The 21,799-nt window shown below is 62.4% G+C and carries 23 protein-coding genes; 17 read left to right on the forward strand and 6 right to left on the reverse strand.

All coding sequences use genetic code 11. The annotated features are described in order from the left end of the window. The first annotated feature begins 147 nt into the window (after positions 1–147). The 6 genes from AC244_RS16220 to AC244_RS16245 all read left to right on the forward strand — a co-directional run bounded on the left by AC244_RS16220 (position 148) and on the right by AC244_RS16245 (position 4,450). A complete protein-coding gene (locus tag AC244_RS16220) occupies positions 148–1,005 on the forward strand; it encodes a peptidylprolyl isomerase (protein ID WP_053249842.1) in 858 nt (285 codons plus the stop codon). A 133-nt stretch (positions 1,006–1,138) separates the two neighbouring features. Further along, positions 1,139–2,380, forward strand: coding sequence for a bifunctional glutamate N-acetyltransferase/amino-acid acetyltransferase ArgJ (gene argJ / locus AC244_RS16225; protein ID WP_053249843.1), 1,242 nt, complete (start codon positions 1,139–1,141; stop codon positions 2,378–2,380). An 84-nt stretch (positions 2,381–2,464) separates the two neighbouring features. Continuing rightward, complete coding sequence (locus AC244_RS16230; protein WP_053249844.1) at positions 2,465–3,283, forward strand: GNAT family N-acetyltransferase; 819 nt, start codon at positions 2,465–2,467, stop codon at positions 3,281–3,283. A 3-nt stretch (positions 3,284–3,286) separates the two neighbouring features. Further along, complete coding sequence (mutT, locus tag AC244_RS16235) at positions 3,287–3,700, forward strand: 8-oxo-dGTP diphosphatase MutT (RefSeq protein ID WP_053249845.1); 414 nt, start codon at positions 3,287–3,289, stop codon at positions 3,698–3,700. A gap of 181 nt (positions 3,701–3,881) precedes the next feature. After that, positions 3,882–4,202, forward strand: a complete 321-nt coding sequence (locus tag AC244_RS16240) for a hypothetical protein (RefSeq protein WP_053249846.1) — start codon at positions 3,882–3,884, stop codon at positions 4,200–4,202. 74 nt (positions 4,203–4,276) lie between these two features. Then, positions 4,277–4,450, forward strand: coding sequence for a Flp family type IVb pilin (locus AC244_RS16245; protein ID WP_053249847.1), 174 nt, complete (start codon positions 4,277–4,279; stop codon positions 4,448–4,450). Between the two features lie 103 nt (positions 4,451–4,553). Here AC244_RS16245 and AC244_RS16250 read toward each other — a convergent pair whose 3' ends face one another. Next, on the reverse strand, positions 4,554–5,432 hold the full coding sequence (locus AC244_RS16250) for an SAM-dependent methyltransferase (protein ID WP_053249887.1): 879 nt from the start codon (positions 5,430–5,432) through the stop codon (positions 4,554–4,556). Between the two features lie 173 nt (positions 5,433–5,605). Here AC244_RS16250 and AC244_RS16255 point away from each other — a divergent pair, with 173 nt between their 5' ends. The 5 genes from AC244_RS16255 (at position 5,606) to AC244_RS16275 (ending at position 8,788) form a co-directional block, all read left to right on the forward strand. After that, the gene (locus tag AC244_RS16255; protein ID WP_053249848.1) at positions 5,606–6,382 is read left to right on the forward strand and encodes a ComF family protein; all 777 of its coding nucleotides are present in this window, start codon (positions 5,606–5,608) and stop codon (positions 6,380–6,382) included. A gap of 47 nt (positions 6,383–6,429) precedes the next feature. After that, complete coding sequence (grxC, locus tag AC244_RS16260; protein WP_053249849.1) at positions 6,430–6,687, forward strand: glutaredoxin 3; 258 nt, start codon at positions 6,430–6,432, stop codon at positions 6,685–6,687. Positions 6,688–6,803: 116 nt separating this feature from the next. Beyond that, positions 6,804–7,661 (forward strand): carbon-nitrogen hydrolase family protein, encoded by an 858-nt coding sequence (locus AC244_RS16265; protein ID WP_053249850.1) that lies wholly within the window; start codon positions 6,804–6,806, stop codon positions 7,659–7,661. Continuing rightward, complete coding sequence (locus tag AC244_RS16270) at positions 7,658–8,086, forward strand: DUF1178 family protein (RefSeq protein ID WP_053249851.1); 429 nt, start codon at positions 7,658–7,660, stop codon at positions 8,084–8,086. The genes AC244_RS16265 and AC244_RS16270 overlap by 4 nt, the downstream gene beginning before the upstream one ends. 135 nt (positions 8,087–8,221) lie before the next feature. Further along, on the forward strand, positions 8,222–8,788 hold the full coding sequence (locus AC244_RS16275) for a GNAT family N-acetyltransferase (protein WP_053249852.1): 567 nt from the start codon (positions 8,222–8,224) through the stop codon (positions 8,786–8,788). A gap of 96 nt (positions 8,789–8,884) precedes the next feature. Here AC244_RS16275 and ubiG read toward each other — a convergent pair whose 3' ends face one another. Continuing rightward, positions 8,885–9,631, reverse strand: a complete 747-nt coding sequence (gene ubiG / locus AC244_RS16280) for a bifunctional 2-polyprenyl-6-hydroxyphenol methylase/3-demethylubiquinol 3-O-methyltransferase UbiG (RefSeq protein WP_053249853.1) — start codon at positions 9,629–9,631, stop codon at positions 8,885–8,887. 141 nt (positions 9,632–9,772) lie between these two features. After that, the gene (locus AC244_RS16285) at positions 9,773–10,321 is read right to left on the reverse strand and encodes a dihydrofolate reductase family protein (protein ID WP_053249854.1); all 549 of its coding nucleotides are present in this window, start codon (positions 10,319–10,321) and stop codon (positions 9,773–9,775) included. 181 nt (positions 10,322–10,502) lie between these two features. Between AC244_RS16285 and AC244_RS16290 the strand changes: the two genes are divergently transcribed. Next, a complete protein-coding gene (locus AC244_RS16290) occupies positions 10,503–11,042 on the forward strand; it encodes a methyltransferase (protein ID WP_053249855.1) in 540 nt (179 codons plus the stop codon). Between the two features lie 59 nt (positions 11,043–11,101). Here AC244_RS16290 and AC244_RS16295 read toward each other — a convergent pair whose 3' ends face one another. After that, a complete protein-coding gene (locus AC244_RS16295; RefSeq protein WP_053249856.1) occupies positions 11,102–11,830 on the reverse strand; it encodes a class I SAM-dependent methyltransferase in 729 nt (242 codons plus the stop codon). A gap of 297 nt (positions 11,831–12,127) precedes the next feature. After that, positions 12,128–13,660 carry an ABC-F family ATP-binding cassette domain-containing protein gene (locus AC244_RS16300; RefSeq protein WP_053249857.1) on the reverse strand — a complete coding sequence of 511 codons (1,533 nt, stop codon included), beginning with the start codon at positions 13,658–13,660 and terminating at the stop codon, positions 12,128–12,130. Positions 13,661–14,364: 704 nt separating this feature from the next. Between AC244_RS16300 and AC244_RS16305 the strand changes: the two genes are divergently transcribed. The 5 genes from AC244_RS16305 to AC244_RS16325 all read left to right on the forward strand — a co-directional run bounded on the left by AC244_RS16305 (position 14,365) and on the right by AC244_RS16325 (position 21,042). Continuing rightward, positions 14,365–15,639, forward strand: a complete 1,275-nt coding sequence (locus tag AC244_RS16305) for an aspartate kinase (protein ID WP_053249858.1) — start codon at positions 14,365–14,367, stop codon at positions 15,637–15,639. An 87-nt stretch (positions 15,640–15,726) separates the two neighbouring features. Further along, complete coding sequence (ptsP, locus tag AC244_RS16310) at positions 15,727–17,994, forward strand: phosphoenolpyruvate--protein phosphotransferase (RefSeq protein ID WP_053249859.1); 2,268 nt, start codon at positions 15,727–15,729, stop codon at positions 17,992–17,994. 71 nt (positions 17,995–18,065) lie between these two features. Further along, positions 18,066–19,148 carry a peptide chain release factor 1 gene (gene prfA / locus AC244_RS16315; RefSeq protein WP_053249860.1) on the forward strand — a complete coding sequence of 361 codons (1,083 nt, stop codon included), beginning with the start codon at positions 18,066–18,068 and terminating at the stop codon, positions 19,146–19,148. Between the two features lie 5 nt (positions 19,149–19,153). Further along, positions 19,154–20,023 (forward strand): peptide chain release factor N(5)-glutamine methyltransferase, encoded by an 870-nt coding sequence (gene prmC, locus AC244_RS16320; protein WP_053249861.1) that lies wholly within the window; start codon positions 19,154–19,156, stop codon positions 20,021–20,023. Positions 20,024–20,355: 332 nt separating this feature from the next. After that, the gene (locus tag AC244_RS16325) at positions 20,356–21,042 is read left to right on the forward strand and encodes a DUF4167 domain-containing protein (protein WP_053249862.1); all 687 of its coding nucleotides are present in this window, start codon (positions 20,356–20,358) and stop codon (positions 21,040–21,042) included. Positions 21,043–21,176: 134 nt separating this feature from the next. Here the strand turns inward: AC244_RS16325 and AC244_RS16330 are convergent, their stop codons facing one another. Beyond that, on the reverse strand, positions 21,177–21,761 hold the full coding sequence (locus AC244_RS16330) for a TetR/AcrR family transcriptional regulator (RefSeq protein WP_053249863.1): 585 nt from the start codon (positions 21,759–21,761) through the stop codon (positions 21,177–21,179). Positions 21,762–21,799: the final 38 nt, after the last annotated feature.

A 21,799-nucleotide genomic window follows, 5' to 3' on the forward strand; every position in this document is an offset into this window, starting at 1 on the left:
AGGTTGCGTGACAGATAAGAGGGGGGTCGAATTATGTCAACGCACTTGCATGGCCGGACGGCTACAGAACGGCCACATTCTGGTGGTGTTCAGCCGCCACAAGCCCGATGCAATCGCGTTGACGGCCAAAGGTGAAAGGTTACGAGCATGTCGAAGTTGAAAACCCTGGCCGCTGCGGCCCTGGTTGCGGCGATCGCCGTTCATGGTGTCGCGCGCGCCGAAGACGCGGACCCGGTCATTGCGACCGTCGGTGGCGAGGAAGTGCGCCAGTCCGAGCTCAATCTCGCCCTTGGCGGTCTCGACCCGCAGCTCCAGCAGATGCCGGAAGAGCAGAAGCGTGCTGCCGCGCTGTCGGCCGTCATCGACGTCAAGCTTCTGTCGAAGACGGCAGAGAAGGAAGGCCTTCAGGACGATGCGACCTTCAAGCAGCGTCTCGCCTACCTGACTGAGCGCGAACTGCACAACGCCTTCTTCAAGAAGCACGTCGTCGACGCGATCACCAAGGAAGAAGTGAAGGCGCGCTACGACAAGGAAATCGCGGCCGTTCCCGTTCAGGAAGAGATCAAGGCGCGTCACATCCTCGTCAAGACCGAGGAAGAGGCCAAGGAAATCATCAAGGAACTCGACGCCGGCAAGAGCTTCGTCGAACTCGCCAAGGCCAAGTCCTCCGATCCGAACAAGGACGACGGCGGCGACCTCGGCTACTTCACCAAGGGCCGCATGGTTCCGGAATTCGAAGCCGTCGTGTTCACGCTCGACAAGGGCGCCTATACCAAGACGCCGGTGAAGACGCAGTTCGGCTTCCACGTCATCCTGGTCGAAGACAAGCGCCCGCAGGCGCCGCCGACACTGGAGCAGGTCGAGCCGCAGGTTCGTCAGCTTGTCATGCGCGACAAATACGTTGAGCTGCTTGCTGCTGCCAAGAAGGACGCCGGTGTCGAGATTTCCGATCCGGCTCTGAAGAAGGCCTATGACGAGGCCAACAAGGCGCAGGAAGCCAAGTAATTTTCGACCGGCGAGTCCTGCCTAACGGCGGGCCCGCCGATCAACGTTTCTTGTCGATGCCCGACGGCCCGAAAGCCGATCGGGCATTTGTCGCAACTTCACCTTGATCCCACGGTCTTCACGCAGGTTTCCCATGTCCGGTTCCGTCTCTCCGCTCGCTCCGAAAACCTTTGCCGAAATGCCCGCCTTGCGTGGCGTGCGCATGGCAACTGCCGCTGCCGGCATCAAGTACAAGAACCGTACCGATGTGCTGATGATGGTTTTCGACCAGCCTGCTGCCGTTGCCGGCGTGTTCACGCGCTCCAAGTGCCCCTCTGCGCCTGTCGACTTCTGCCGCCAGAACCTTGGCGGCGGCGTTGCGCGTGCAGTCGTCGTCAATTCCGGTAACGCCAATGCCTTCACCGGCAAGAAGGGCCGCGAGGCGACGGAGCTGACCGCGAAGTCGGCGGCGAAGGCGGTCGGTTGCGCCGAGAGCGAGGTGTTTCTTGCCTCGACCGGCGTCATCGGCGAACCGCTGGATGCGACGAAGTTTGCAGGCGTGCTCGACGATCTCGCGGTTGCCGGCCGCCAAGACTTCTGGTTCGAGGCGGCCAAGGCGATCATGACCACGGACACCTATCCGAAGGTCGCCACCCGCAGCGCCGAGATCGGTGGCGTGAAGGTCACGATCAACGGCATCGCCAAGGGCGCAGGCATGATCGCGCCTGATATGGCGACGATGCTTTCCTTCGTCGTCACCGACGCCGACATTGCGCCGGCGGCACTGCAGGCGCTGCTTTCGGCCGGCGTCGGCCCGACCTTCAATTCGGTCACCGTCGACAGCGACACCTCGACGTCGGATACGCTGATGCTGTTTGCGACCGGTGCCGCCGCCGGCGATGGCCAGCAGAAAGTCACGGATGCATCCGATGCGAAGCTCGACGCCTTCCGGACGGCACTTAACGACCTGCTGCGCGATCTGGCTCTCCAGGTCGTTCGCGACGGCGAGGGTGCGCGCAAGATGGTTGCCGTCACGGTGGAAGGTGCCGAGAACGATGCGGCTGCCAAGCGCATCGCGCTTTCGATCGCCAACTCACCGCTGGTCAAGACTGCGGTTGCCGGTGAGGACGCCAATTGGGGCCGGGTGGTCATGGCCGTCGGCAAATCCGGCGAGATGGCAGAGCGCGATCGGCTGGCGATCTGGTTCGGCGATGTGCGCGTTGCCGTCGAGGGCGAGCGCGATCCTACCTATTCGGAAGTGGCCGCCACGGCAGTCATGAAGGCGCAGGATATCCCGATCCGTGTCGATATCGGCCTCGGTTCTGGACGTGCGACGGTCTTTACCTGCGACCTCACCAAGGAATATGTCGAAATCAACGGCGACTACAGAAGCTGACGCCTTTACGAGCAGTCTTTCCCGGGGGCTTGCAGCTCCCGGAGCTGCTTGCGGTAATTGGTTTGGCCTGTTGGGGGTAAGCAGATGACATCGAACGAGACTCAGCCGTCCGCAGGCGATGCTGCGGCTGAAGGCAAGGACAAGCGGATGGTTGATCTTCCGAGCGTGCGGCGGCTTGAGGCAGTCGGTTTTCGTGCCTGGCCGGCAGCGTCGGTTCACTATGACGGCAGCTGGCTGATCCGGCTGAATGCCGGCCACGATTCCAAGCGTCTCAACTCCGTCAATCCGCTCGACCCTTCCGATTACCGCGATATCCCCGTCCGATTGGAAAAGGCTGCTCGGCGTTTTGCCGATTACGGCCGGCCGCTGACCGTGCGGCAGACGCCGTTGACGCCGCCGCAGCTGATCGCACACATGGATGCCGAAGGTTGGACTGCCTTCTCCCATAGCATCGTGATGATGGCTGATATCGCCGAGCGCGACTTCGGCGATGGCATAGACCATCTGCCGATCAAGGATGTCGGCCGCTTCGTCGACGCGCGCATCCGCATCGGCAGGGAAGATCCCAAGACCAAGGCGGCGCTCGCCGAGATCATCAATTCCATCAAGCCGGAAAGCGGTCTGTTTCTCTTCGAGGATGTGGAGAGCGGCCCGACGGCGGTGTCACTTGTCGTTCAGGACAACGATCTCGCCGGTATCATGCTGTTTGCCGTTGACGAACACTTCCGCCGCCAGGGGGTGGGCAAGGCCCTGCTCGACGTTTCGCTGCGCTGGGCGCGGCTGCGCGGCGCGAAGAAGGCATGGCTGCAGGTCGAGTCAGCCAACGAGGCGGCGCTGGCGCTCTATCGTGGTGCCGGCTTCTCAGACGTCTACACCTATCTCTACCGCACGCCGAAGGCCTGATTGATGGATGCCACCGGAAAGAAGATCATTCTCGTTGCCGCCTGCGCATTGGTGGATTCCGACGGCCGAATCCTTCTGGCGCAGCGCCCTCAAGGCAAATCGCTTGCCGGCCTTTGGGAGTTTCCCGGTGGCAAGGTGGAGCCCGGCGAGACGCCGGAGGAAACGCTGATCCGCGAGCTGGACGAAGAGCTTGGCATCCAGACCAAGGTCGCGTGTCTGGCGCCGCTGACCTTCGCCAGCCACACCTACGACGATTTCCATCTGCTGATGCCGCTTTACGTCTGCCGGCGCTATGAAGGCGTGGCGATCGGGCGGGAGGGCCAGGCGATCAAATGGGTGCGCTCCAAGGCGCTGCGCGACTACCCGATGCCTCCTGCCGACGAGCCGCTTATCCCATTTCTGATGGATTTGCTCTGAACCTACCCAAAAACCGACCGATTATTAATCGATCGTTTATCTCCCTCCCGCAAAGATAGCCTCAAATCAGTTTCGGTACGTAACGTTCAGCGGACGGCGTATCGGTTTCGGGCAATGTGGCAGAACGAAGCTTGGGAAGGATGCTCCCGTTCGCCGCATCTTATGCGTTTGTGAGGCTGGGATGGTAGACGACGATTTCTGGAGGACGGTTCAGGAGAAGGACATGGTGACGAGCCAGTCCCGCCGGACAGGCGTGCTCAATCTGTCGCTGCTGTTTGGAACAGCCGTGATTGCACTGACGCTGATCCTGACGCCGATGCTGTCCTCGAAGACGGACAAGCGCATGCTGGCGAATACGCCGGTGGACTACGACAATATTTCGACCGGCTCGATCCCCTCGAACGGCACGACGAAGCGCTACACCGTGCGCCGCAGCGTGCTTCAGGAAATGCCGGGTGCGGTCTGCATCATCGATGCTGACGGCAGCAAGAGTGGCTGCTGATCTGGGCGGCGCGTCGGACTGGTTCCTTGCGTGTCTGCCGGTCGGGAAGTGAGTTCCAACCGGGCTGGGAACCTATGAACACGCTGAAGCGCCTTATTCACGATAGAAGCGGGGCCACCGCGGTGGAGTATGGGCTGATCGCGGCCATCATTTCTGTCAGTCTGCTGCTCGGGATGGAGCAGATACAGGCGGCGCTTACGGCCATCTTCGAGCTGCTGACGACGACGATCCGCAACGCCATGAATTGATGGTGGTCGACTGGCCGCTTTAGCGCGTTTCCACTTTAGACGGACGCGCAGAAACGCTCTATCTCTTTGCTTTTACGCATTTCCTGGCTTTCCTGGAAATGCTTTAGACCGGTCTTTCCTTCGTCCCCAGCGCCTCCGACAACCGCTGTTTGGCAGAGCCCGGCTTCAGCGGTTTCTGCTGGCTTTCGTGCGGCGCCCAGCCAGAGAGGTAGACGACGGAGAAGGTCGCACGGATGCGGCCGTCCGGGTCGGAGAAGCGTTCCGCATAGATTTCTGCAGCCCTCAGGAAAAAGCGCCGGGACACCGGTGTCCGGCTGCGGGCAGCCAGCGGGCTGGTCATGCCCATCGCCCGCAAATCCCGGATCAGTGCGAAGAGCGAATCGTACCGCACCGTATAGGTTTCCGCGTCCGCCACCGGCAGGGCAAAGCCCGCCCGTTGCAGCAATGCGCCCATGTCGCGAACGTCGGCAAAGGGAATGACACGCGGGCTCGCACCGCCGGTCAACTCGGCTTCAGCGGCAAGCAACGCCTCGCGCAGTTCGTTCAACGTTCCATTGCCGGGAATTGCCGCCAGAAAAAGCCCGTCGGGCTTCAGCGACCGGCGCGCCTGGATGAAGGCGCCGGGTGTGTCGTTGGTGAGATGCAGCGACAGGGGGGAGACGAGAAGATTGAGTGTCTCGGGCTCGGCGGGGATGCGCTCGAGCGGCGCAATAGCAACCGGCATGGCGGTCGTGCCGAAGCCGGGGTCGGTTTCCACCCGCTCGACCATTCCGACCTTGCCCGTTTCCAGGAGGCGATGTGCCGTTGCGCCGGTGTAGCCGTGCAATTCCATTGCCTTGTCGAACTGCCGCTCGACCACGCTGACGCGGTCGGCCAGTTCCTGTGCGACGATATCGAGGAGGAAGGCCGCCTTCGGGTCGGCATTGCGCAGCGCCCGGCGACGGTGCGCCTCGACAAGGGTCTGGTCAAAGATGATTTCCACGGTACTGTGCTCCGACAGCATGATTGCTTCCCTGGAGCGGAACCGATTTAAGGGAAAAATCATGCTGAAATTCAAAGTGCTACAGCGCCCTTTGCGCGTCTGAAAAGACGCGCGGCACTGTAGGGTGTTCCAGTGTCCTGCAAAGAAACCCACATGACGGCAAAGTCAACCTCATGAACGGGGAAGAGCGGCAATTTGGGCTGGCGGAGTGCCTGGCCTGTCTGCGGCGGATCGGCAACGATCTCGTCGACGTCGTCTTTCCTCCCGTCTGCTGCGGCTGTGGGCGGCTGATGGGCCGCCATCGGGCTGTCTGCGCCCCCTGCTGGTCGACGCTTCAATTGATCGAGCGGCCCTACTGCGAAATCCTCGGCCTGCCATTTGCCCATGATCACGGCGAGGGGACGGTGTCGCCAGAGGCGATCGCCGATCCGCCGGCCTTCGACCGCCTGCGCTCCGTTGCCATCCACGAGGGCATCGCGCGTGAACTGGTGCATGGATTGAAATATCGGGACCGTACCGATCTCGCGCCGATGATGGCGGAATGGATGGTCCGGGCGAGCGACGGCGCCGTCCCGTCCGCGGATGCGATCATACCGGTGCCACTGCATGCCTTCCGGCTGTGGGGGCGTAAATACAACCAGGCGGCGGAGCTTGCCCGCGCCGTCGCCGCGCTGTCCGGTCGCCCCTATCTTCCGGCAACGCTCCACCGCGTCCGCCGCACCACCAAACAGGTCGGGCTCGACGCCAAGGCGCGCGAGGACAATGTTCGCGGCGCCTTTGCCGTTACCGAAAGCGGTAAGCAAGGTCTCATCGGAAAACGCATCGTTCTCGTCGATGACGTCTATACGACCGGCGCCACCGTTACGGCTGCGACGCGCGCACTGAAGCGGGCGGGGGCCGGACACGTCACGGTTTTAACCTTTGCAAGAGCCATGTCCGGTCTTATATGACAAATGGAAGTCCGGCATCGTTGCCGGTGAAGGAGCGGTTAGGAAACATGGCTTCGGTCGTTATTTATACGCGTCAGTTCTGCGGTTATTGCTCGGCTGCAAAAAAGCTTCTGGAAACCAAGGGCGTCTCGTTCCTCGAACATGATGCGACTTACGATCCCCAGGTGCGTCAGAAGATGATCGAGAAATCGCATGGCGGGAGCACTTTCCCGCAGATCTTCATCAACGACATCCATGTCGGCGGCTGCGACGATCTGCACGCACTGGAGCGAGCCGGAAAACTCGACGAGCTGCTCGCCGCCTAAACCGTTTCCACTTTAGACAGAGTTATGGAAGCGCTCTATCTTTCTGTTTCTACGCATTTCCTGACGGGAAAACGCTTCGTACGTTTCCCTGAGATGCTCTGAGGAGCCCGACTGCGATGACATTCAAGGCTGCCGCCATCCAGATGTGTTCCGGCGTCGATCCGGCAAGAAATGCCGAGACGATGGCGCGGCTGGTGCGCGAGGCGGCTGGGCACGGGGCGACCTATGTCCAGACGCCGGAGATGACCGGAGCGCTCCAGCGCGACCGCGCCGGTTTGCGGGCTGTGCTCAGGGATGAGGCGAACGACACCATCGTGCGCGAAGCGGCAGCGCTTGCTGGCGAGCTCGGCATTCATCTGCATGTCGGATCGACAGCAATTGCGCTTGCCGACGGCAAGATCGCCAATCGCGGCTTCCTGTTCGGTCCGGACGGCGCCAAGATCTGCGATTACGACAAGATCCATATGTTCGACGTCGATCTCGACAATGGCGAAAGCTGGCGCGAAAGCGCGGCCTATAGCCCTGGCAGCACGGCGCGCCTGGCGGACCTCGATTTCGGCACGTTGGGCTTTGCCATTTGTTATGACGTTCGCTTCCCCGAGCTGTTCCGCCAGCAGGCGGTCGCGGGTGCGCAGGTGATGTCGGTGCCGGCGGCCTTCACCCGGCAGACCGGCGAAGCGCACTGGGAGATCCTGCTGCGTGCCCGCGCCATCGAGAACGGCTTCTTCGTCATCGCCGCGGCACAGGGCGGTGTGCATGAGGACGGGCGAGAGACCTTCGGTCATTCGATGATCATCGACCCTTGGGGCAAGGTGCTTGCGGCGGCGGGTGGCGCTGGCGAGGGGATCGTGCTGGCGGATATCGACGTGGCTGCCGTGCATGCGGCCCGCGCCAAGATCCCGAACCTCAGGAACGCCCGCAGCTTTGCGCTGGACCACGTCTTGCTCGCTGGCAAGGGAGGTGTTGCCGCTTGATCCGCTACACGCTTTCCTGCGATAAGGGCCACGCTTTCGAGGGCTGGTTCTCGTCGAGTGACGACTTCGACCGCCAGATGGACCGCAAGCTCGTTTCCTGTCCAACCTGCAATTCTACGTCCGTTGCCAAACAGCTGATGGCGCCGTCGATTGCGACGGCGCGCAAGAAGGAAGCGACGCGGGCGCTGGTCATGGATCAGGCACAGAAGGAAACCGTCGCCAAGATTCGCGAACTGGTAAAAGCGGTGCGCGAAAATGCCGAGGATGTCGGCGACCGCTTTCCCGAAGAGGCCCGCAAGATCCACTATGGCGAGGCGGACGAACGTGGTCTCATTGGCCAGGCGACCGTGGAAGAGGCAGTCGCTCTTCTCGAAGAGGGCATCGCTATCGCGCCGCTGCCCGTGTTGCCCGACGAGATCAACTAAGCGGCAAGCCGCAAGCCGGTAAGCCTCCTCACGTCAGCTATTTTCATGCCGTCGGGTGAAATCCCGGAAACACCCTTTAAAAACAGATCGTTGGTTCCCATCTCCGGATCTTTGCAATCCGGGATTTTAACAGCAATGGATCTTTCCGACCTTCGTCTTTCCACCGACCGCCTGACGATCCGGCATTTTGCGCCTGAGGACTTCGACGGCTTCCATGCCTATCACCGGCTGCCGGAGGTTTATCGCTATCTCTATGCCGATCCGCTCGACGAGGAGCGCGCGCGCGACAAGTTTGCCAAGGCGAGCAATCCGCGACTCGATGAGGATGGTGATGTCGCAGTCTTTGCCGTCGAACGACGGGCGGATGGCGCGCTGGTCGGCGAGGTGCTGTTGAAGCTTGCAAGCAAGCCGGCGCGACAGGCGGAAACCGGCTATATCTTCAACCCGGCTTTTGCGGGCAAGGGCTATGCGACCGAAGCGATGCGGGCGGTGCTCGAGCTCGGTTTCTCCAAGCTGAATTTCCATCGGATCTTTGCGCGCCTCGATCCACTCAACGCGGGCTCCGTCGGCGTCGTCGAGCGCCTGGGCATGCGCCGCGAGGCGCACCTGATCCAGAACGACCTGTTCAACGGAGCCTGGGGGGACGAGTTCATCTACGCCCTGCTGCAGCACGAATGGCAGGCCGGGCCGAAGCTCGACTAAGGCGGCGAGCCAAAAGCAAACCCCGCCGGCGAACAGCGTCGCCGAAGGGCTCTGCATCGGATTTGGTGCAGGCCCGAGGTGCTGGCGGTCTTCCCGCTAAAGCGGGCGCTTGGCGACAATCATGTAGTTGACGTCCATGTCCTTCGACAGGTTCCACTGGTTGGACAGCGGATTGAAGAACACACCGGTGCGCTCGGTCAGCTCCAGGCCGCTGGCTACCAGCGGCTTTTCCAGTTCCTCCGGGCGCACGAGCTTTTCGTATTGATGCGTGCCGCGCGGCAGCCAGCGCAGAACATTTTCGGCCGCAAAGATCGCGAGCGCCGCCGCCTTCATCGTGCGGTTGATGGTGGCGACGAACATCAGGCCGCCGGGGCGAACCATATGGGCGCAGGTGGTCATGAAGAAGTCGACATCGGCGACGTGCTCGACCACTTCCATGTTGAGAACGATGTCGAAGCTTTCACCCGCTTCGGCAAGTGCTTCGGCCGTCACGGCGCGATAATCCACGGCAACGCCGCTGCCGGCCGCATGGGTCTTGGCAATGCCGATATTCTTTTCCGAAGCGTCGGCGCCGACGACGTCAGCCCCCATGCGGGCCATGGGCTCTGACAGCAGACCGCCACCGCAGCCGATATCGAGCAGACGCAGCCCCTTCAGCGGCTGCGGGCTCTTCGGATCACGGTCGAAATGCTCGGCTACCTTGTCGCGGATATAGGCGAGGCGTACGGGATTGAACTTGTGCAGCGGCCGGAACTTTCCCGTCGGGTCCCACCATTCGGCGGCCATGGCCGAAAAGCGGTCTACCTCGCTCTGGTCGATCGTCGTGCGCGCTGTCTCGCTCATGCTGCCATCTCCTTCATTCTGCCTGATGAAGTCGGACGATCGGGCAGGGATGTCAAGAGGCGGGCAGCGGCCACAACAGCGCATCTGAAGCGGCCGCGCGTGCGTTCGGCGATGTCCGGTGCCACGTCGAGCAGCCTTCGCTCAGGCATCCGGCTGCGGCTGGTAATGCAGGATGACGACACCGGATTTGAGCGGTCGCGTGTGGGTAAGCTTGAGGGGGGTGCGTTTCGGCAGAGGCTTGAAGAGGGGGACGCCGCCGCCGAGCAGGACCGGGTTGATGCCGAGCCGATATTCGTCGACGAGGCCTTTCTCCACCAGCTCTGCGGCAAAATCCGCGCTGCCGAAGATGAAGATGGTGCCGCCCTGCTGCGCCTTCAGGCGTTCGACTTCGGCGACTGCGTCGCCGGAAACGAGCGTGGTGTTGTGCCAGTCACCAGTTTTCAGCGAACGGGAGAAGACGTACTTCTCGACGCCGTTCATGAAGGTGGCGATATCGCCTTCGGCCCCTGGCCAGTAGGACGCCATCATCTCGTAGGTGACCCGGCCGAAGAGCAAGGTATCGGCTTCGAGTTGGGTTTCGCCGATATAGGCCGCGAGTTCATCCTCGAAGACGAACCAGCTGATGTCGTGATCGGGTGCTTCGAAGAAGCCGTCGACACTGACCATGTCCCACATGATGACCTTGCGCATAATCGTTTCTCCCGTTTTCGCTCGCCGCCATTTGCGGCCCTGTTCTTCGACAAACGGATCATTGCAAAACTAGTTTTATTTTGCAAGTGGTTTTGTTTTGATATCGGAATCGCCAGGCTTGGCGCTGACCCGATCATGGTATCGCTGCGCGGGCGACGGCGAATTCGAGCGAGGAGCGGCCATGCACGCGGAAAGCAGAATCGGTTGGGCGGTTGAAACCATCGCGCCGCAGTCATCGGAGCGGTTGCTTGAAATCGGCTGCGGCCATGGTGTCGCGGTCACGGGCGTCTGCGAGAAACTCGTCGATGGGCGCATCGTCGCGATCGATCGCTCGGCGACGATGATTGCTGCCGCCGGGCGACGAAACGCCAGCCATGTTGCGGCCGGCACGGCGGTCTTTGAGACCGTGGAACTGGCGGAGGCAGATTTTGGCGACATGCGCTTCGATGCGGCGTTCGCCATCCGCGTCGGTGTCTTCGCCAGGGGCGATCCATCGCGCGAACTTGCGGTCCTTGCGCGGTTCCTCAAGCCGAATGGCCGGTTCCTCGTCTTCCACGACGAGCCCTCGGGCAATGTCGACGAGATTTCCGACCGGATTGAAACCCGCCTTGCCGATAACCGGTGGAGCGTGGAAACGGTCAGGACCCAGAGGGTCGACCGTAGCGACGTCGTCTGCGTGATCGCACGGCCGGGCAAATCCGACAACAGCCGCATCGGATGAACGTGCGGGACAGCATGGGCGAAGCCCGGGCGCGGTTCGGCCCCGGGCTCCAGCCGGTCTTATCTCTGTGCGTCGACGATCAGGATCATCGGCCGTTCCATCTCTTCGGCAAGATCCGGATTGGCGTCGATCTGCGCCGGCGTTGGGTGCCACTCCTCGACGTGACGGATGGCGAAACCGCCGCGCATCAATGCGTTGAGCGTGGTGCCGATCGTGCGGTGGTACTTGACCACGCCCTTGGCCAGCCAGTCCGTGGTGCGTCGGCCTTCGACGGAATAGTGATCCACCGGCCAACGCTTCCCCCCGTTTTCTCCAACCTGCCAGCCCGGGGTGAGCGAGGCCATGTAAATCGGGTGCTCGATGGTGAAAACCAGGTGCGAGCCGGGCATCAGGGCATTGTGGATCGCCTGAACCAGGCGATCGAAATTCTCGACATAGTGGAATGCGAGCGAGCTGTAGGCGAGGTCGAAGGCGCCGTCTTCGAGTGCAAGTTGGTCGAGATCGGCGATGCCGTATTCGATCGCCGGATCGGACGTGTCGCGTCGGGCACGGGCGATCATGTTCTCCGATAGGTCGAGCCCAAGGACGCGGGCGGCACCCTGCTCGCGGGCGAAACGCGAGAACCAGCCGAAGCCGCAGCCGAGATCGACCACGCGTTTGCCTGTCAGATCCGGTAGGGCGGCGCGGATTACCGGCCATTCGGCCGCACCATCGAGACCGTGCACGGATCGGCCGAGCTGGCTGTAGCCTTCGAAAAATTCCGGTTTGTCGTAGATATTCTGTGCCATTTCATTCTCCATCAAAAATGCCGATGGACGGCGCACCCGTCAAAAGAAGAACCCCGTCCGTTTCCGGCGAGGCTGCAGGTGCGCGAACGCTCTTTCGTCAGCGTGCTCTATCGCCCTGCATCCCGCCTGTTGGGATGCCGGCCGAACGCGCAACGATATGGACGTCATGTTCGCACATGGGTCCGATATCGCCCGATCGCGCCGCCCAGTCAAGTTCGTTGCTGGCGAAGCCATTGGCCACTTGCGGTTGCCTCTATGGCATAGCGGCGCACGGTATCACCGCGCGCCGCCTGCTCGTCAGGCCATGTCGCCCTGTGCGGCTGAGGCGAAGAAATCCTCGGGGTCTTCCACCTCTACGAGGCGGCGCTTGTCGATCAACCAGAAGCGATTGCCGATGTTGCGCACGAAGCTGCGGTCGTGGGACACCAGCAAGCAGCTCACCTCGTTTTTCATCAGCTCGTCTTCCAACGCCTCCTGGCCCTCGATGTCGAGATGGTTGGTCGGCTCGTCGAGCAGGTAGAAGTTGGGCTCGCGCAGGCGAAGCACCAGCATGGCAAGGCGCGCCTTCTGGCCGCCGGAGAGCCGGCCGAGCGGTTTGTCCTGCATGTCGATGCCGACACCGGCGCCGGCGAGCAGCGAACGCACCTTCTGGTCGCCCAGCGAGAACCGGCGGGAGAGGGCGGCAAGCGGCGTCTCCTTGTCCGAAAGACCCGCAAGCGCCTGATCGCCATAGCCGAGCACCAGGGAAGGCGTGGCTTTCAGCGTTTCGGGCGCGCGTGCCGGTTCTTCGATGGCGGTGCGAATGAGGTTGACCAACCTCGTCTTGCCGGCGCCGTTTTCGCCGAGCAGGACGATGCGGTCACCCTGGCAGATCCAGCGTTTTCCCGTGCGGAAAAGCGGGGTGCCATCGGGTGTTTCGACCGCCACATCGTCAAGTGTCACCAGTATTTTTGCGTGCGTGCCGCGGTTGGTGAGGCGGATCGCACCTGCGGAGCGCTCCTGATGGGCGGGCTTGGCCGCGTCTTCCAGCCGGTCGGCGCGCTGGCGCAACTGCTTGGTCTTCACCGTCAGCAGATCGCTGCCGGAGTTGATGCCGATATTGTTGAGCTTGGCCGCCTGCCGCCGCAATTGCTGCGCCACCTTCATGTCGCGCTGGTAGCGCCGCTCTTCCGAGGCGTCCAGTTCGTCGACGGCCGCGCGCGCCTGCGAATAGGGGAGTGCAAAGACGGGAGATTGGTCCGGGCGCAGGAACAGCGTGCGGTTGCTGGTGGCGTCGAGGAAGGCGCGGTCGTGGCTGGCGATCAGCACCGGCACATCGCGCGCAAGCGCGTTCAGCCAGGACTCGAGCCTTGCGATCTTGGCCAGGTCGAGATGGTTGGTCGGCTCGTCGAGAAGCAGCGCGTCGGGATCCGTGACCCAGACACGTGCAAGGAGCGCCAGCCGCTGCCAGCCGCCACTGAGGTCCGCGACGGCGCGTTGGCGAAGCGCCTCCGGCACCTCGAGCGAATCCAGCACGATATCGACACGCCAGCTTTCGCTGTCTGCCTGTTCGGCCGAAAGTGCTGAAAGAACCGCCTCATGGAACGACAACGGCAGCAGCTGTGCCGGCACGTTCTGCTCCACATGGCCGATGGTCAGGCCGCGCGAGCGGGTGATCTCGCCGGTCGTCGGCTCGAAGCTGCCGCCGATCGATCGGAGCAGGGTGGATTTACCGCGCCCGTTGGCGGCGACGATGCCGAGGCGATCGCCGGCCGCGATCGAAAGGTTGAGGTTGGAAAAGAGCGACGTGCTGAGGGTGACGCCGAGGTTGCGGATATTGATCAAGGCCATGTTCGTTCTCTGGACTGCGCGAGCGACGGCAAACATCCACGGGCGGCAAGACTTCTGCCGGGTTGGGCGGATTGTCGGACCCGATGCACGGTATCGTGCAATGTTCGGGCCGCGTCGGCTCGGAATGGACAACGGCGCAGGCGTTCAAACCGAAACGGTTTTCAGCCGCACCACACTGGGGCAGACCAGGGATAAGGTTCGCGAGGACGCGAAGCGATTGTACCGGTCAGCCCTGCAAACGCATCTGCAGGGCGTTGACGGGGCCACGCTGGCGGTGGTGCCGGAAAAAAGTCATCACAACGCAGCCCTCCTTTCACAATCGAGTTGCGTCGCAGGTTTACCATCGGCGCGAGCAATTTTCAACGGGGCGGCGACGGTCGGGTGCGACCGAAGATGGCTCTCGCCATATGTGCAAAGCCGTAAAGCTATCTGGCGGGCCGTTTGTTGCTCCAGGTGATGTCGATTGGCAATATTGTTGCTCAGCGTGCGGCCAGGTTGCTGTTACGCGGGCCTTATTCCTGCCTTCTTGCCATTGCGCCGCGCGCCCCGATCCGCTAAGAGACGCCGCGACTTTCCGCTCCCCGAAGCGGTGATTGGCCGATGTCCGAGAAGTCTCCCAAGCTTTTTGACCGTCGGGCGCCGACGGGGGGCGCTTTCCTGTCACGCGCGCTCGCGCGCAAACATTCGGTACCGGTAGAGGCGAAATGGCACGCATCGTGATGAAATTCGGCGGAACTTCCGTCGCTGATTTGGACCGCATTCACAATGTTGCTCGCCATGTGAAACGTGAAGTCGACGCCGGCCACGAGGTCGCGGTCGTCGTTTCCGCCATGTCCGGCAAGACCAACGAACTCGTCGGCTGGGTGCAGAACATACCCAAGGTCGCCGGCAGCAACGCTCCGTTTTACGACGCGCGCGAATATGACGCCGTCGTTGCCTCCGGCGAGCAGGTGACCTCTGGACTTCTCGCGATCGCGCTGCAGTCGATGGGCATCAATGCGCGCTCCTGGCAGGGCTGGCAGATTCCGATCCGCACCGACAACGCTCATGGCGCCGCCCGCATTCTCGACATCGAAGGTGCCGACATCATCCGCCGCATGGGCGAGGGCCAGGTGGCCGTGGTCGCCGGCTTCCAGGGCCTTGGCCCGGACAATCGCCTGGCGACGCTTGGCCGCGGCGGCTCCGATACATCGGCGGTTGCGATTGCCGCTGCCGTCAAGGCTGACCGTTGCGACATCTACACCGACGTCGACGGCGTCTACACGACCGACCCGCGCATCGAGCCGAAGGCGCGGCGTCTGAAAAAGATCGCGTTCGAGGAAATGCTGGAAATGGCATCGCTCGGCGCCAAGGTGCTGCAGGTGCGCTCGGTCGAGCTTGCCATGGTGCACAAGGTCCGTACCTTCGTGCGTTCGTCTTTCGAGGATCCCGATGCGCCGGGCATGGGTGACCTTCTCAATCCGCCCGGCACGCTGATTTGTGATGAGGAAGAAATCGTGGAACAGGAAGTCGTAACCGGCATTGCCTATGCCAAGGATGAAGCCCAGATTTCGCTGCGCCGTCTTGCCGACCGGCCGGGCGTTTCCGCCGCGATCTTCGGGCCGTTGGCCGAAGCCCATATCAATGTCGACATGATCGTCCAGAACATCTCGGAAGATGGTTCGAAGACCGACATGACCTTCACCGTTCCCTCCGGCGATGTCGACAAGGCGCTCCGGGTGCTTGGCGACAACAAGGAAAAGATCGGCTACGACGTGATCCAGTCGGAAGCCGGCCTCGTCAAGGTTTCGGTCATCGGCATCGGCATGCGCAGTCACGCCGGCGTTGCCGCGTCGGCGTTCCGTGCGCTCGCCGACAAGGGCATCAACATCAAGGCGATCACCACCTCCGAAATCAAGATCTCGATCCTGATCGACGGGCCCTATGCCGAATTGGCAGTTCGTACTTTGCATTCCGCTTACGGTCTCGATAAGAGTTAATCGACCGGTGATTGATTTGGGATTCGCGGTGTTTTTGGCCGCGCGTCCCGTTGTCGCCGTCTACTCTATTTCGGGAGACCCTACGCGATGAGAGACCTTTCCGCAGGTCCGCGCGTTCTCCTCAAGCGGTTGCGCGAGTTGATGGCGGAACCGCTCGAGCCACAGGAGCGCCTTGACCGGATCGTGCGCCAGATCGCACAGAACATGGTCGCGGAAGTGTGTTCGGTCTATGTGCTGCGTTCCGACGGCGTGCTCGAACTCTACGCGACCGAAGGTCTGAACAAGACCGCCGTCCACCTGGCGCAGTTGAAGATGGGGCAGGGCCTCGTCGGCACCATTGCCGCGTCTGCGCGGCCGCTCAACCTGTCCGACGCCCAGGCGCATCCCGCCTTTACCTACCTGCCGGAAACCGGCGAAGAGATCTATCACTCGTTCCTCGGCGTGCCGATCCTGCGCACCGGCCGCGCGCTCGGCGTTCTCGTCGTGCAGAACAAGGCGATGCGCAACTACCGCGAAGACGAGGTCGAGGCGCTGGAAACGACTGCCATGGTTCTGGCCGAAATGGTCGCAACCGGCGAGTTGAAGAAGATCACCAAGCCCGGCCTCGAGCTCGATCTGTCCCGCCCGGTCTCGATCGACGGCAACAGCTACGGCGAGGGCATCGGCCTTGGCTATGTCGTGCTGCACGAGCCGAGGATCGTCGTCACCAATCTCTTGAACGAGGATACGGACCAGGAATTGCAGCGGCTTGCCGAAGCTCTGGGGTCGCTGCGCATCTCGATCGACGACATGCTGTCGCGTCGCGAAGTGTCGATGGAGGGTGAGCACCGCGCGGTGCTCGAGACCTATCGCATGTTTGCCCATGACCGCGGCTGGGTGCGGAAGCTGGAAGAGGCGATCCGCAACGGCCTGACGGCGGAAGCCGCCGTCGAACGGGTGCAGAGCGAGACCAAGGCGCGCATGATCCGGCTGACGGATCCCTATCTGCGCGAGCGCATGCACGATTTCGACGATCTCGCCAACCGGCTGCTGCGACAGCTTTCGGGCTATGGCGCCAAGCTTTCGGCAAGCGACTTTCCGACCGATGCGGTGATCGTCGCCCGTGCCATGGGTGCCGCCGAACTTCTCGACTATCCGCGCGAAAACGTCCGCGGCCTGGTGCTTGAAGAGGGGGCCGTCACCAGCCACGTGGTCATCGTCGCCCGTGCGATGGGCATTCCGGTCGTCGGCCAGGCGGCGGGCGCTGTGGCGCTTGCCGAAAATCGCGATGCCGTCATCATCGATGGCGACGATGCCAAGGTGCATCTGCGGCCTCTGGCCGACCTGCAGCGCGCTTACGAGGAAAAGGTGCGTTTCCGCGCTCGCCGACAGGCGCAGTTCCGGGCGCTCAAGGACGTCGAGCCACTGACCAAGGACGGCAAGCGCATCACGTTGCAGATGAATGCCGGCCTTTTGGTCGACCTGCCGCATCTGAACGAAGCGGGTGCTGAGGGCATCGGCCTTTTCCGCACCGAACTGCAGTTCATGATCGCCTCGACCATGCCGAAGGCGGAAGAGCAGGAAGCCTTCTATCGCAGCGTCCTGAAGCAGACCGGCGGCAAGCCGGTGACCTTCCGCACGCTTGATATCGGCGGCGACAAGGTGGTTCCCTATTTCCGTGCGGCGGAAGAGGAAAATCCGGCACTCGGCTGGCGGGCGATCCGCCTTTCGCTCGACCGGCCGGGCCTGCTGCGCACCCAGCTTCGCGCCATGCTGCGCGCCGCTGCCGGCGCCGAACTGAGACTGATGCTGCCGATGGTGACCGAGGTCTCGGAGCTGAAGGAAGCTCGCGAGCTGCTGCAAAAGGAAATCGAGCGCCAGTCGAAGCTCGGCGAACAACTGCCGCGCAAGCTGCAGTTCGGCGCCATGCTGGAAGTGCCGGCGCTCTTGTGGCAGCTTGACGAGTTGATGAGCGAGGTGGACTTCGTTTCGGTCGGCTCGAACGATCTGTTCCAGTTCGCCATGGCGGTCGATCGCGGCAATGCCCGCGTCTCCGAGCGCTTCGACGTGCTTGGCCGGCCCTTCCTCAGAATCCTGCGCGATATCGTGCGCGGCGGCGAACGCCATCAGACGCCGGTGACGCTGTGCGGTGAGATGGCGAGCAAGCCTTTGTCGGCCATGGCGTTGCTCGGTCTCGGCTACCGCTCGGTGTCGATGTCGCCGACGGCGGTCGGACCGATCAAGGCGATGCTTTTGGCTCTCGATGCCGGCAAACTCGGCGAAGTCCTGAACGCGGCGCTCGACGACACGCGCGGCCAGACACCGGTTCGCCAGATCCTGATCGACTTCGCTGCGGCGAACGGCATCCCGGTTTAGATAGATTTGAAGCGCTTTTGTCCTCGTCCGGGCTATGATCCGGGCGAGGCGAAGCGCATTTGGAGTGACACTTGGCAAAGCTTCCCATTGAGAAAATGCGCGAACTGGAACGACGGTTCGGCGAGATCGAGGCCCGCATGTCGGCAGGGCCTGCGGCCGACGTCTATGTGAAGCTCGCGTCGGAGTATTCCGAACTGCAGCCGGTGGTCACCAAGATCCGCGCCTATGAGAAGGCGACCGCCGAGCTTGGCGATATCAATGTCATGTTGGCCGACAGGACGACCGACAAGGACATGCGCGACCTGGCCGAGATGGAAAAGCCGGAGGTCGTTGAGGCGATCGAGCAACTGGAACAGGAGATCCAGATCCTGCTCTTGCCGAAGGATGCCGCCGACGAAAAGAGCGCGATCCTCGAAATCCGCGCTGGAACCGGCGGCTCGGAGGCAGCGCTGTTTGCCGGCGATCTTTTCCGGATGTACGAGCGTTACGCGGCGGCCAAGGGCTGGCGGGTCGAAGTGCTTTCGGCCAGCGACGGCGAAGCTGGTGGTTTCAAGGAAATCATCGCCACAGTTTCCGGTCGCGGCGTGTTTGCGCGATTGAAGTTCGAGTCGGGCGTGCACCGGGTTCAGCGCGTCCCGGAAACCGAGGCGAGCGGACGCATTCACACGTCGGCTGCAACCGTTGCCGTGCTGCCTGAAGCCGAGGAGATCGATATCGAGGTTCGGCCCGAGGACATCCGCATCGACACCATGCGGTCGTCGGGCGCGGGCGGACAGCACGTGAACACGACAGACTCCGCCGTGCGCATCACCCATCTCCCGACCGGTCTCGTCGTCACGAGCTCGGAAAAGTCGCAGCACCAGAACCGCGCCAAGGCGATGCAGGTCCTGCGTTCGCGGCTTTACGACATGGAGCGTCAGCGCGCCGACAGCGAACGTTCGGCCGATCGCAAGAGCCAGGTCGGTTCGGGCGACCGCTCTGAGCGCATTCGGACCTACAACTTTCCGCAGGGGCGCATCACCGATCACCGCATCAACCTGACGCTCTACAAGCTCGACCGAATGATGATGGGCGAAATCGACGAAGTCGTCGATGCGCTGCTAGCCGATTACCAGGCGAGCCAGTTGGCCCTCCTGGGCGAGCAGCGGGGCTGATCGCGATGACGGCCACGCTCGCGCGTCTCGTTTCGGAAAGTCGGGATCGCCTGACGGCGGCCGGCATCGAGCATGCGGCGCTCGACGCGCGCCATCTTATCTCGGGCCTGCTCGGACTTTCGCTGACGGATGTCGTGACCCGCGGCAGGGATGCGGTGTCGGAGGCGGATGCCGCCAGGGTCCGGGCCGCCGTCGAGCGGCGGATCGCGCGCGAGCCGGTCTACCGCATTCTCGGCGAGCGGGAGTTCTTTGGCCTGCCGTTCAAGCTGTCGCGGGAAACGCTGGAGCCGAGGCCGGATACGGAAACGCTCGTCGATCGCATGATCCCGCATCTGCGCCGCACCGTTGCGGCGAAGGGGAGCTGCCGGCTTCTCGATCTCGGCACAGGGACGGGGGCGATCTGCCTGGCCTTGCTGTCCACTGTTCTTGAAGCGCGTGGGACGGCTACCGATATATCCGAGGACGCATTGGCGACGGCCAGTGCAAATGCCGAGTTGCTCGGGCTTTCGGACCGTTTCGAGGCGGTGCGCAGCAACTGGTTCGAAGAGGTGGAGGGTCGCTTCGACGTCATCGTCTCAAATCCGCCTTATATACGGTCCAGTGTTGTTGTAGAGCTTGAGCCGGAAGTGCGATTGCACGATCCGGCTGCAGCGCTCGATGGCGGAGACGACGGCCTTGATGCCTATCGTGCCATCGCCCTTCATGCTGGTCATCATCTTGAGACAAACGGCGTGATAGGTTTGGAAATCGGTTTCGATCAGAAAGAGGCGGTTGCGGCATTGTTTAATGCCGAGAACTTCCGTTTGCGCGAAGAAGCCAAGGATCTGGGCGGCAACGACCGGGTTCTGATCTTCGAGCGTAGCTTCGACCGTTGAAAAAATGCCGCACTGGCGCATCTTCTTTCTTGCAGACGCAAAGAAAGGGCTTGGAATCCCAGAGGAAGCGGGCTAGTTTGCCCGCGCACTGGGCAGATGGTCATGGACCTAAGATTCGTTCCGGTATGACCTGGCCACGGGGATTGCTCTCAAGAAAGAGTTGCTAGGGTTTAACAGTGCCTTGTGCAGGTACCTGTTAATTTGACGCCAGTCGGCGCCGAAGCCGCCAATGTGCGGGCTCACCGGCGCGCGCTCTGTCGGGCGCGGACGAATCCGGCCGGAAGACGAAACCACATGATCATCATTATCAAGAGAATTCGGGTGAATGTACTATGAGGCCAGGACAGCAAAACAAGCGCGGCCGCGGGCGGAATAACAACAACAATAACAACAATAGCAACAACGGAAGCAACAGCAGTCATAACCGTAAGGGATCCAATCCCCTGACACGGACCTATGATAGTTCGGGTCCGGACGTGAAGATTCGCGGTACCGCGCAGCATATCGCCGAGAAATACTCGGCGCTTGCTCGCGACGCGCAGAGCTCTGGCGACCGTGTCATCGCTGAAAACTATCTTCAGCATGCCGAGCATTACAACCGCATCATTGCAGCCGCACAGGCGCAGATGCAGGATCGCTTCCAGCGCGAAGAGCGCCAGGATTTCCGCGGCCAGGATGTCAACGACCAGGACCAGGATCAGGACGATCTGGATCAGGGCTACGCCGACGAAACACCGGCTCGGGTTGCAGCCGCGCCCGTGGTCGTCGACCAGCAGCCGGTGATCGACCACCAGCCGGTGATCGACGGTTCGGGCCCGCAGCCCGTCATCGAAGGCACGCCAGCCGAAGTGGCGATGGAAGAAGAAACGCCAGCGGCTTCCGGCCGTGCGGCCTCGCGCCGCCGCAGCGCACCGCGCCCGCGCCGCCCGCGCCGCAGTGCAGCCGATGAAGCTGCCGGTGAAGGCGAAGCTTCAGGCGAAGCGCCTCCGGAAGCTCCGGCTCTGGCCGCGTCCGAGTAAATCTTCGCAGGGCCGCATATGCGGCCCGGCAGAAACAAACATCAAAGGCCCGGTCCGCTTTGCGGCCGGGTTTTTTGTTGCCTGACCATTGTTCGAATAGCCGGTCGATCGCGGCCGCTGTGGAGCGTTGTGCATCAGGCGCCAATGCCGTTGACGATCAAGGCTGCGAGGTTCGCAGTCGCATTCTCCGCGGTCGCGCGACCCCGGACGAACTCCCTGGCAATCGTTTCCGCAGCGCCGGCAATGCCCGCGCAACGCAGGCGCAGATCGTCGTCGTCAAGGTTGGAGAAGGGGGCGACGGCCGCGCCAATGAGCGCGACATAGTCGTCGGCCAGTTCCTGCTGCACCCGGTCCATCTCGGCGTTGCCACGCAGGGCGCCTGACATTGCCTGCCATTCCGAGCCGTTCTCGATGGCACATCCGATATAGACGGAGCTGATGATGCCGGCGACGGATGCAAGTTCGGCCGGCGCCTCCAGCAAGCCGTTCTTCAGTTTTTCCGTGTGACGGCTCTCTATCTCGCGCGAAAGTGCGATCAGCAACCCTTCGCGGGTGCCGAAGTGTTCATAGGCGATCGGTTTGCTGACGCCGGCGCGTTCGGCAAGATGGCCGAGGGTGAGGGCGTCAGCGCCGCATTCCCGCAGGATTTCCTTTGAGGTCTCGATGAGCTGCGCACGCCGTTCGGGCTTGGCAAGTTTCCTGATGGCCGTCTTCGGCATCGGCCGCTCTCCTCGGGTCGTTCGCGCCAGGCGATAAA

Source organism: Ensifer adhaerens, from assembly GCF_001270265.1.
GTDB lineage: Bacteria > Pseudomonadota > Alphaproteobacteria > Rhizobiales > Rhizobiaceae > Ensifer > Ensifer adhaerens_B.

Bases quoted from the DNA above. Each gene is read 5' to 3' on its own strand.
- AC244_RS16220 (WP_053249842.1), top strand. From the start codon at position 148: ATGTCGAAGTTGAAAACCCTGGCCGCTGCGGCCCTGGTTGCGGCGATC.
- argJ (WP_053249843.1), top strand. From the start codon at position 1,139: ATGTCCGGTTCCGTCTCTCCGCTCGCTCCGAAAACCTTTGCCGAAATG.
- AC244_RS16230 (WP_053249844.1), top strand. From the start codon at position 2,465: ATGACATCGAACGAGACTCAGCCGTCCGCAGGCGATGCTGCGGCTGAA.
- mutT (WP_053249845.1), top strand. From the start codon at position 3,287: ATGGATGCCACCGGAAAGAAGATCATTCTCGTTGCCGCCTGCGCATTG.
- AC244_RS16240 (WP_053249846.1), top strand. From the start codon at position 3,882: ATGGTAGACGACGATTTCTGGAGGACGGTTCAGGAGAAGGACATGGTG.
- AC244_RS16245 (WP_053249847.1), top strand. From the start codon at position 4,277: ATGAACACGCTGAAGCGCCTTATTCACGATAGAAGCGGGGCCACCGCG.
- AC244_RS16255 (WP_053249848.1), top strand. From the start codon at position 5,606: ATGAACGGGGAAGAGCGGCAATTTGGGCTGGCGGAGTGCCTGGCCTGT.
- grxC (WP_053249849.1), top strand. From the start codon at position 6,430: ATGGCTTCGGTCGTTATTTATACGCGTCAGTTCTGCGGTTATTGCTCG.
- AC244_RS16265 (WP_053249850.1), top strand. From the start codon at position 6,804: ATGACATTCAAGGCTGCCGCCATCCAGATGTGTTCCGGCGTCGATCCG.
- AC244_RS16275 (WP_053249852.1), top strand. From the start codon at position 8,222: ATGGATCTTTCCGACCTTCGTCTTTCCACCGACCGCCTGACGATCCGG.
- ubiG (WP_053249853.1), bottom strand. From the start codon at position 9,631: ATGAGCGAGACAGCGCGCACGACGATCGACCAGAGCGAGGTAGACCGC.
- AC244_RS16285 (WP_053249854.1), bottom strand. From the start codon at position 10,321: ATGCGCAAGGTCATCATGTGGGACATGGTCAGTGTCGACGGCTTCTTC.
- AC244_RS16290 (WP_053249855.1), top strand. From the start codon at position 10,503: ATGCACGCGGAAAGCAGAATCGGTTGGGCGGTTGAAACCATCGCGCCG.
- AC244_RS16295 (WP_053249856.1), bottom strand. From the start codon at position 11,830: ATGGCACAGAATATCTACGACAAACCGGAATTTTTCGAAGGCTACAGC.
- AC244_RS16300 (WP_053249857.1), bottom strand. From the start codon at position 13,660: ATGGCCTTGATCAATATCCGCAACCTCGGCGTCACCCTCAGCACGTCG.
- AC244_RS16305 (WP_053249858.1), top strand. From the start codon at position 14,365: ATGGCACGCATCGTGATGAAATTCGGCGGAACTTCCGTCGCTGATTTG.
- ptsP (WP_053249859.1), top strand. From the start codon at position 15,727: ATGAGAGACCTTTCCGCAGGTCCGCGCGTTCTCCTCAAGCGGTTGCGC.
- prmC (WP_053249861.1), top strand. From the start codon at position 19,154: ATGACGGCCACGCTCGCGCGTCTCGTTTCGGAAAGTCGGGATCGCCTG.
- AC244_RS16325 (WP_053249862.1), top strand. From the start codon at position 20,356: ATGAGGCCAGGACAGCAAAACAAGCGCGGCCGCGGGCGGAATAACAAC.
- AC244_RS16330 (WP_053249863.1), bottom strand. From the start codon at position 21,761: ATGCCGAAGACGGCCATCAGGAAACTTGCCAAGCCCGAACGGCGTGCG.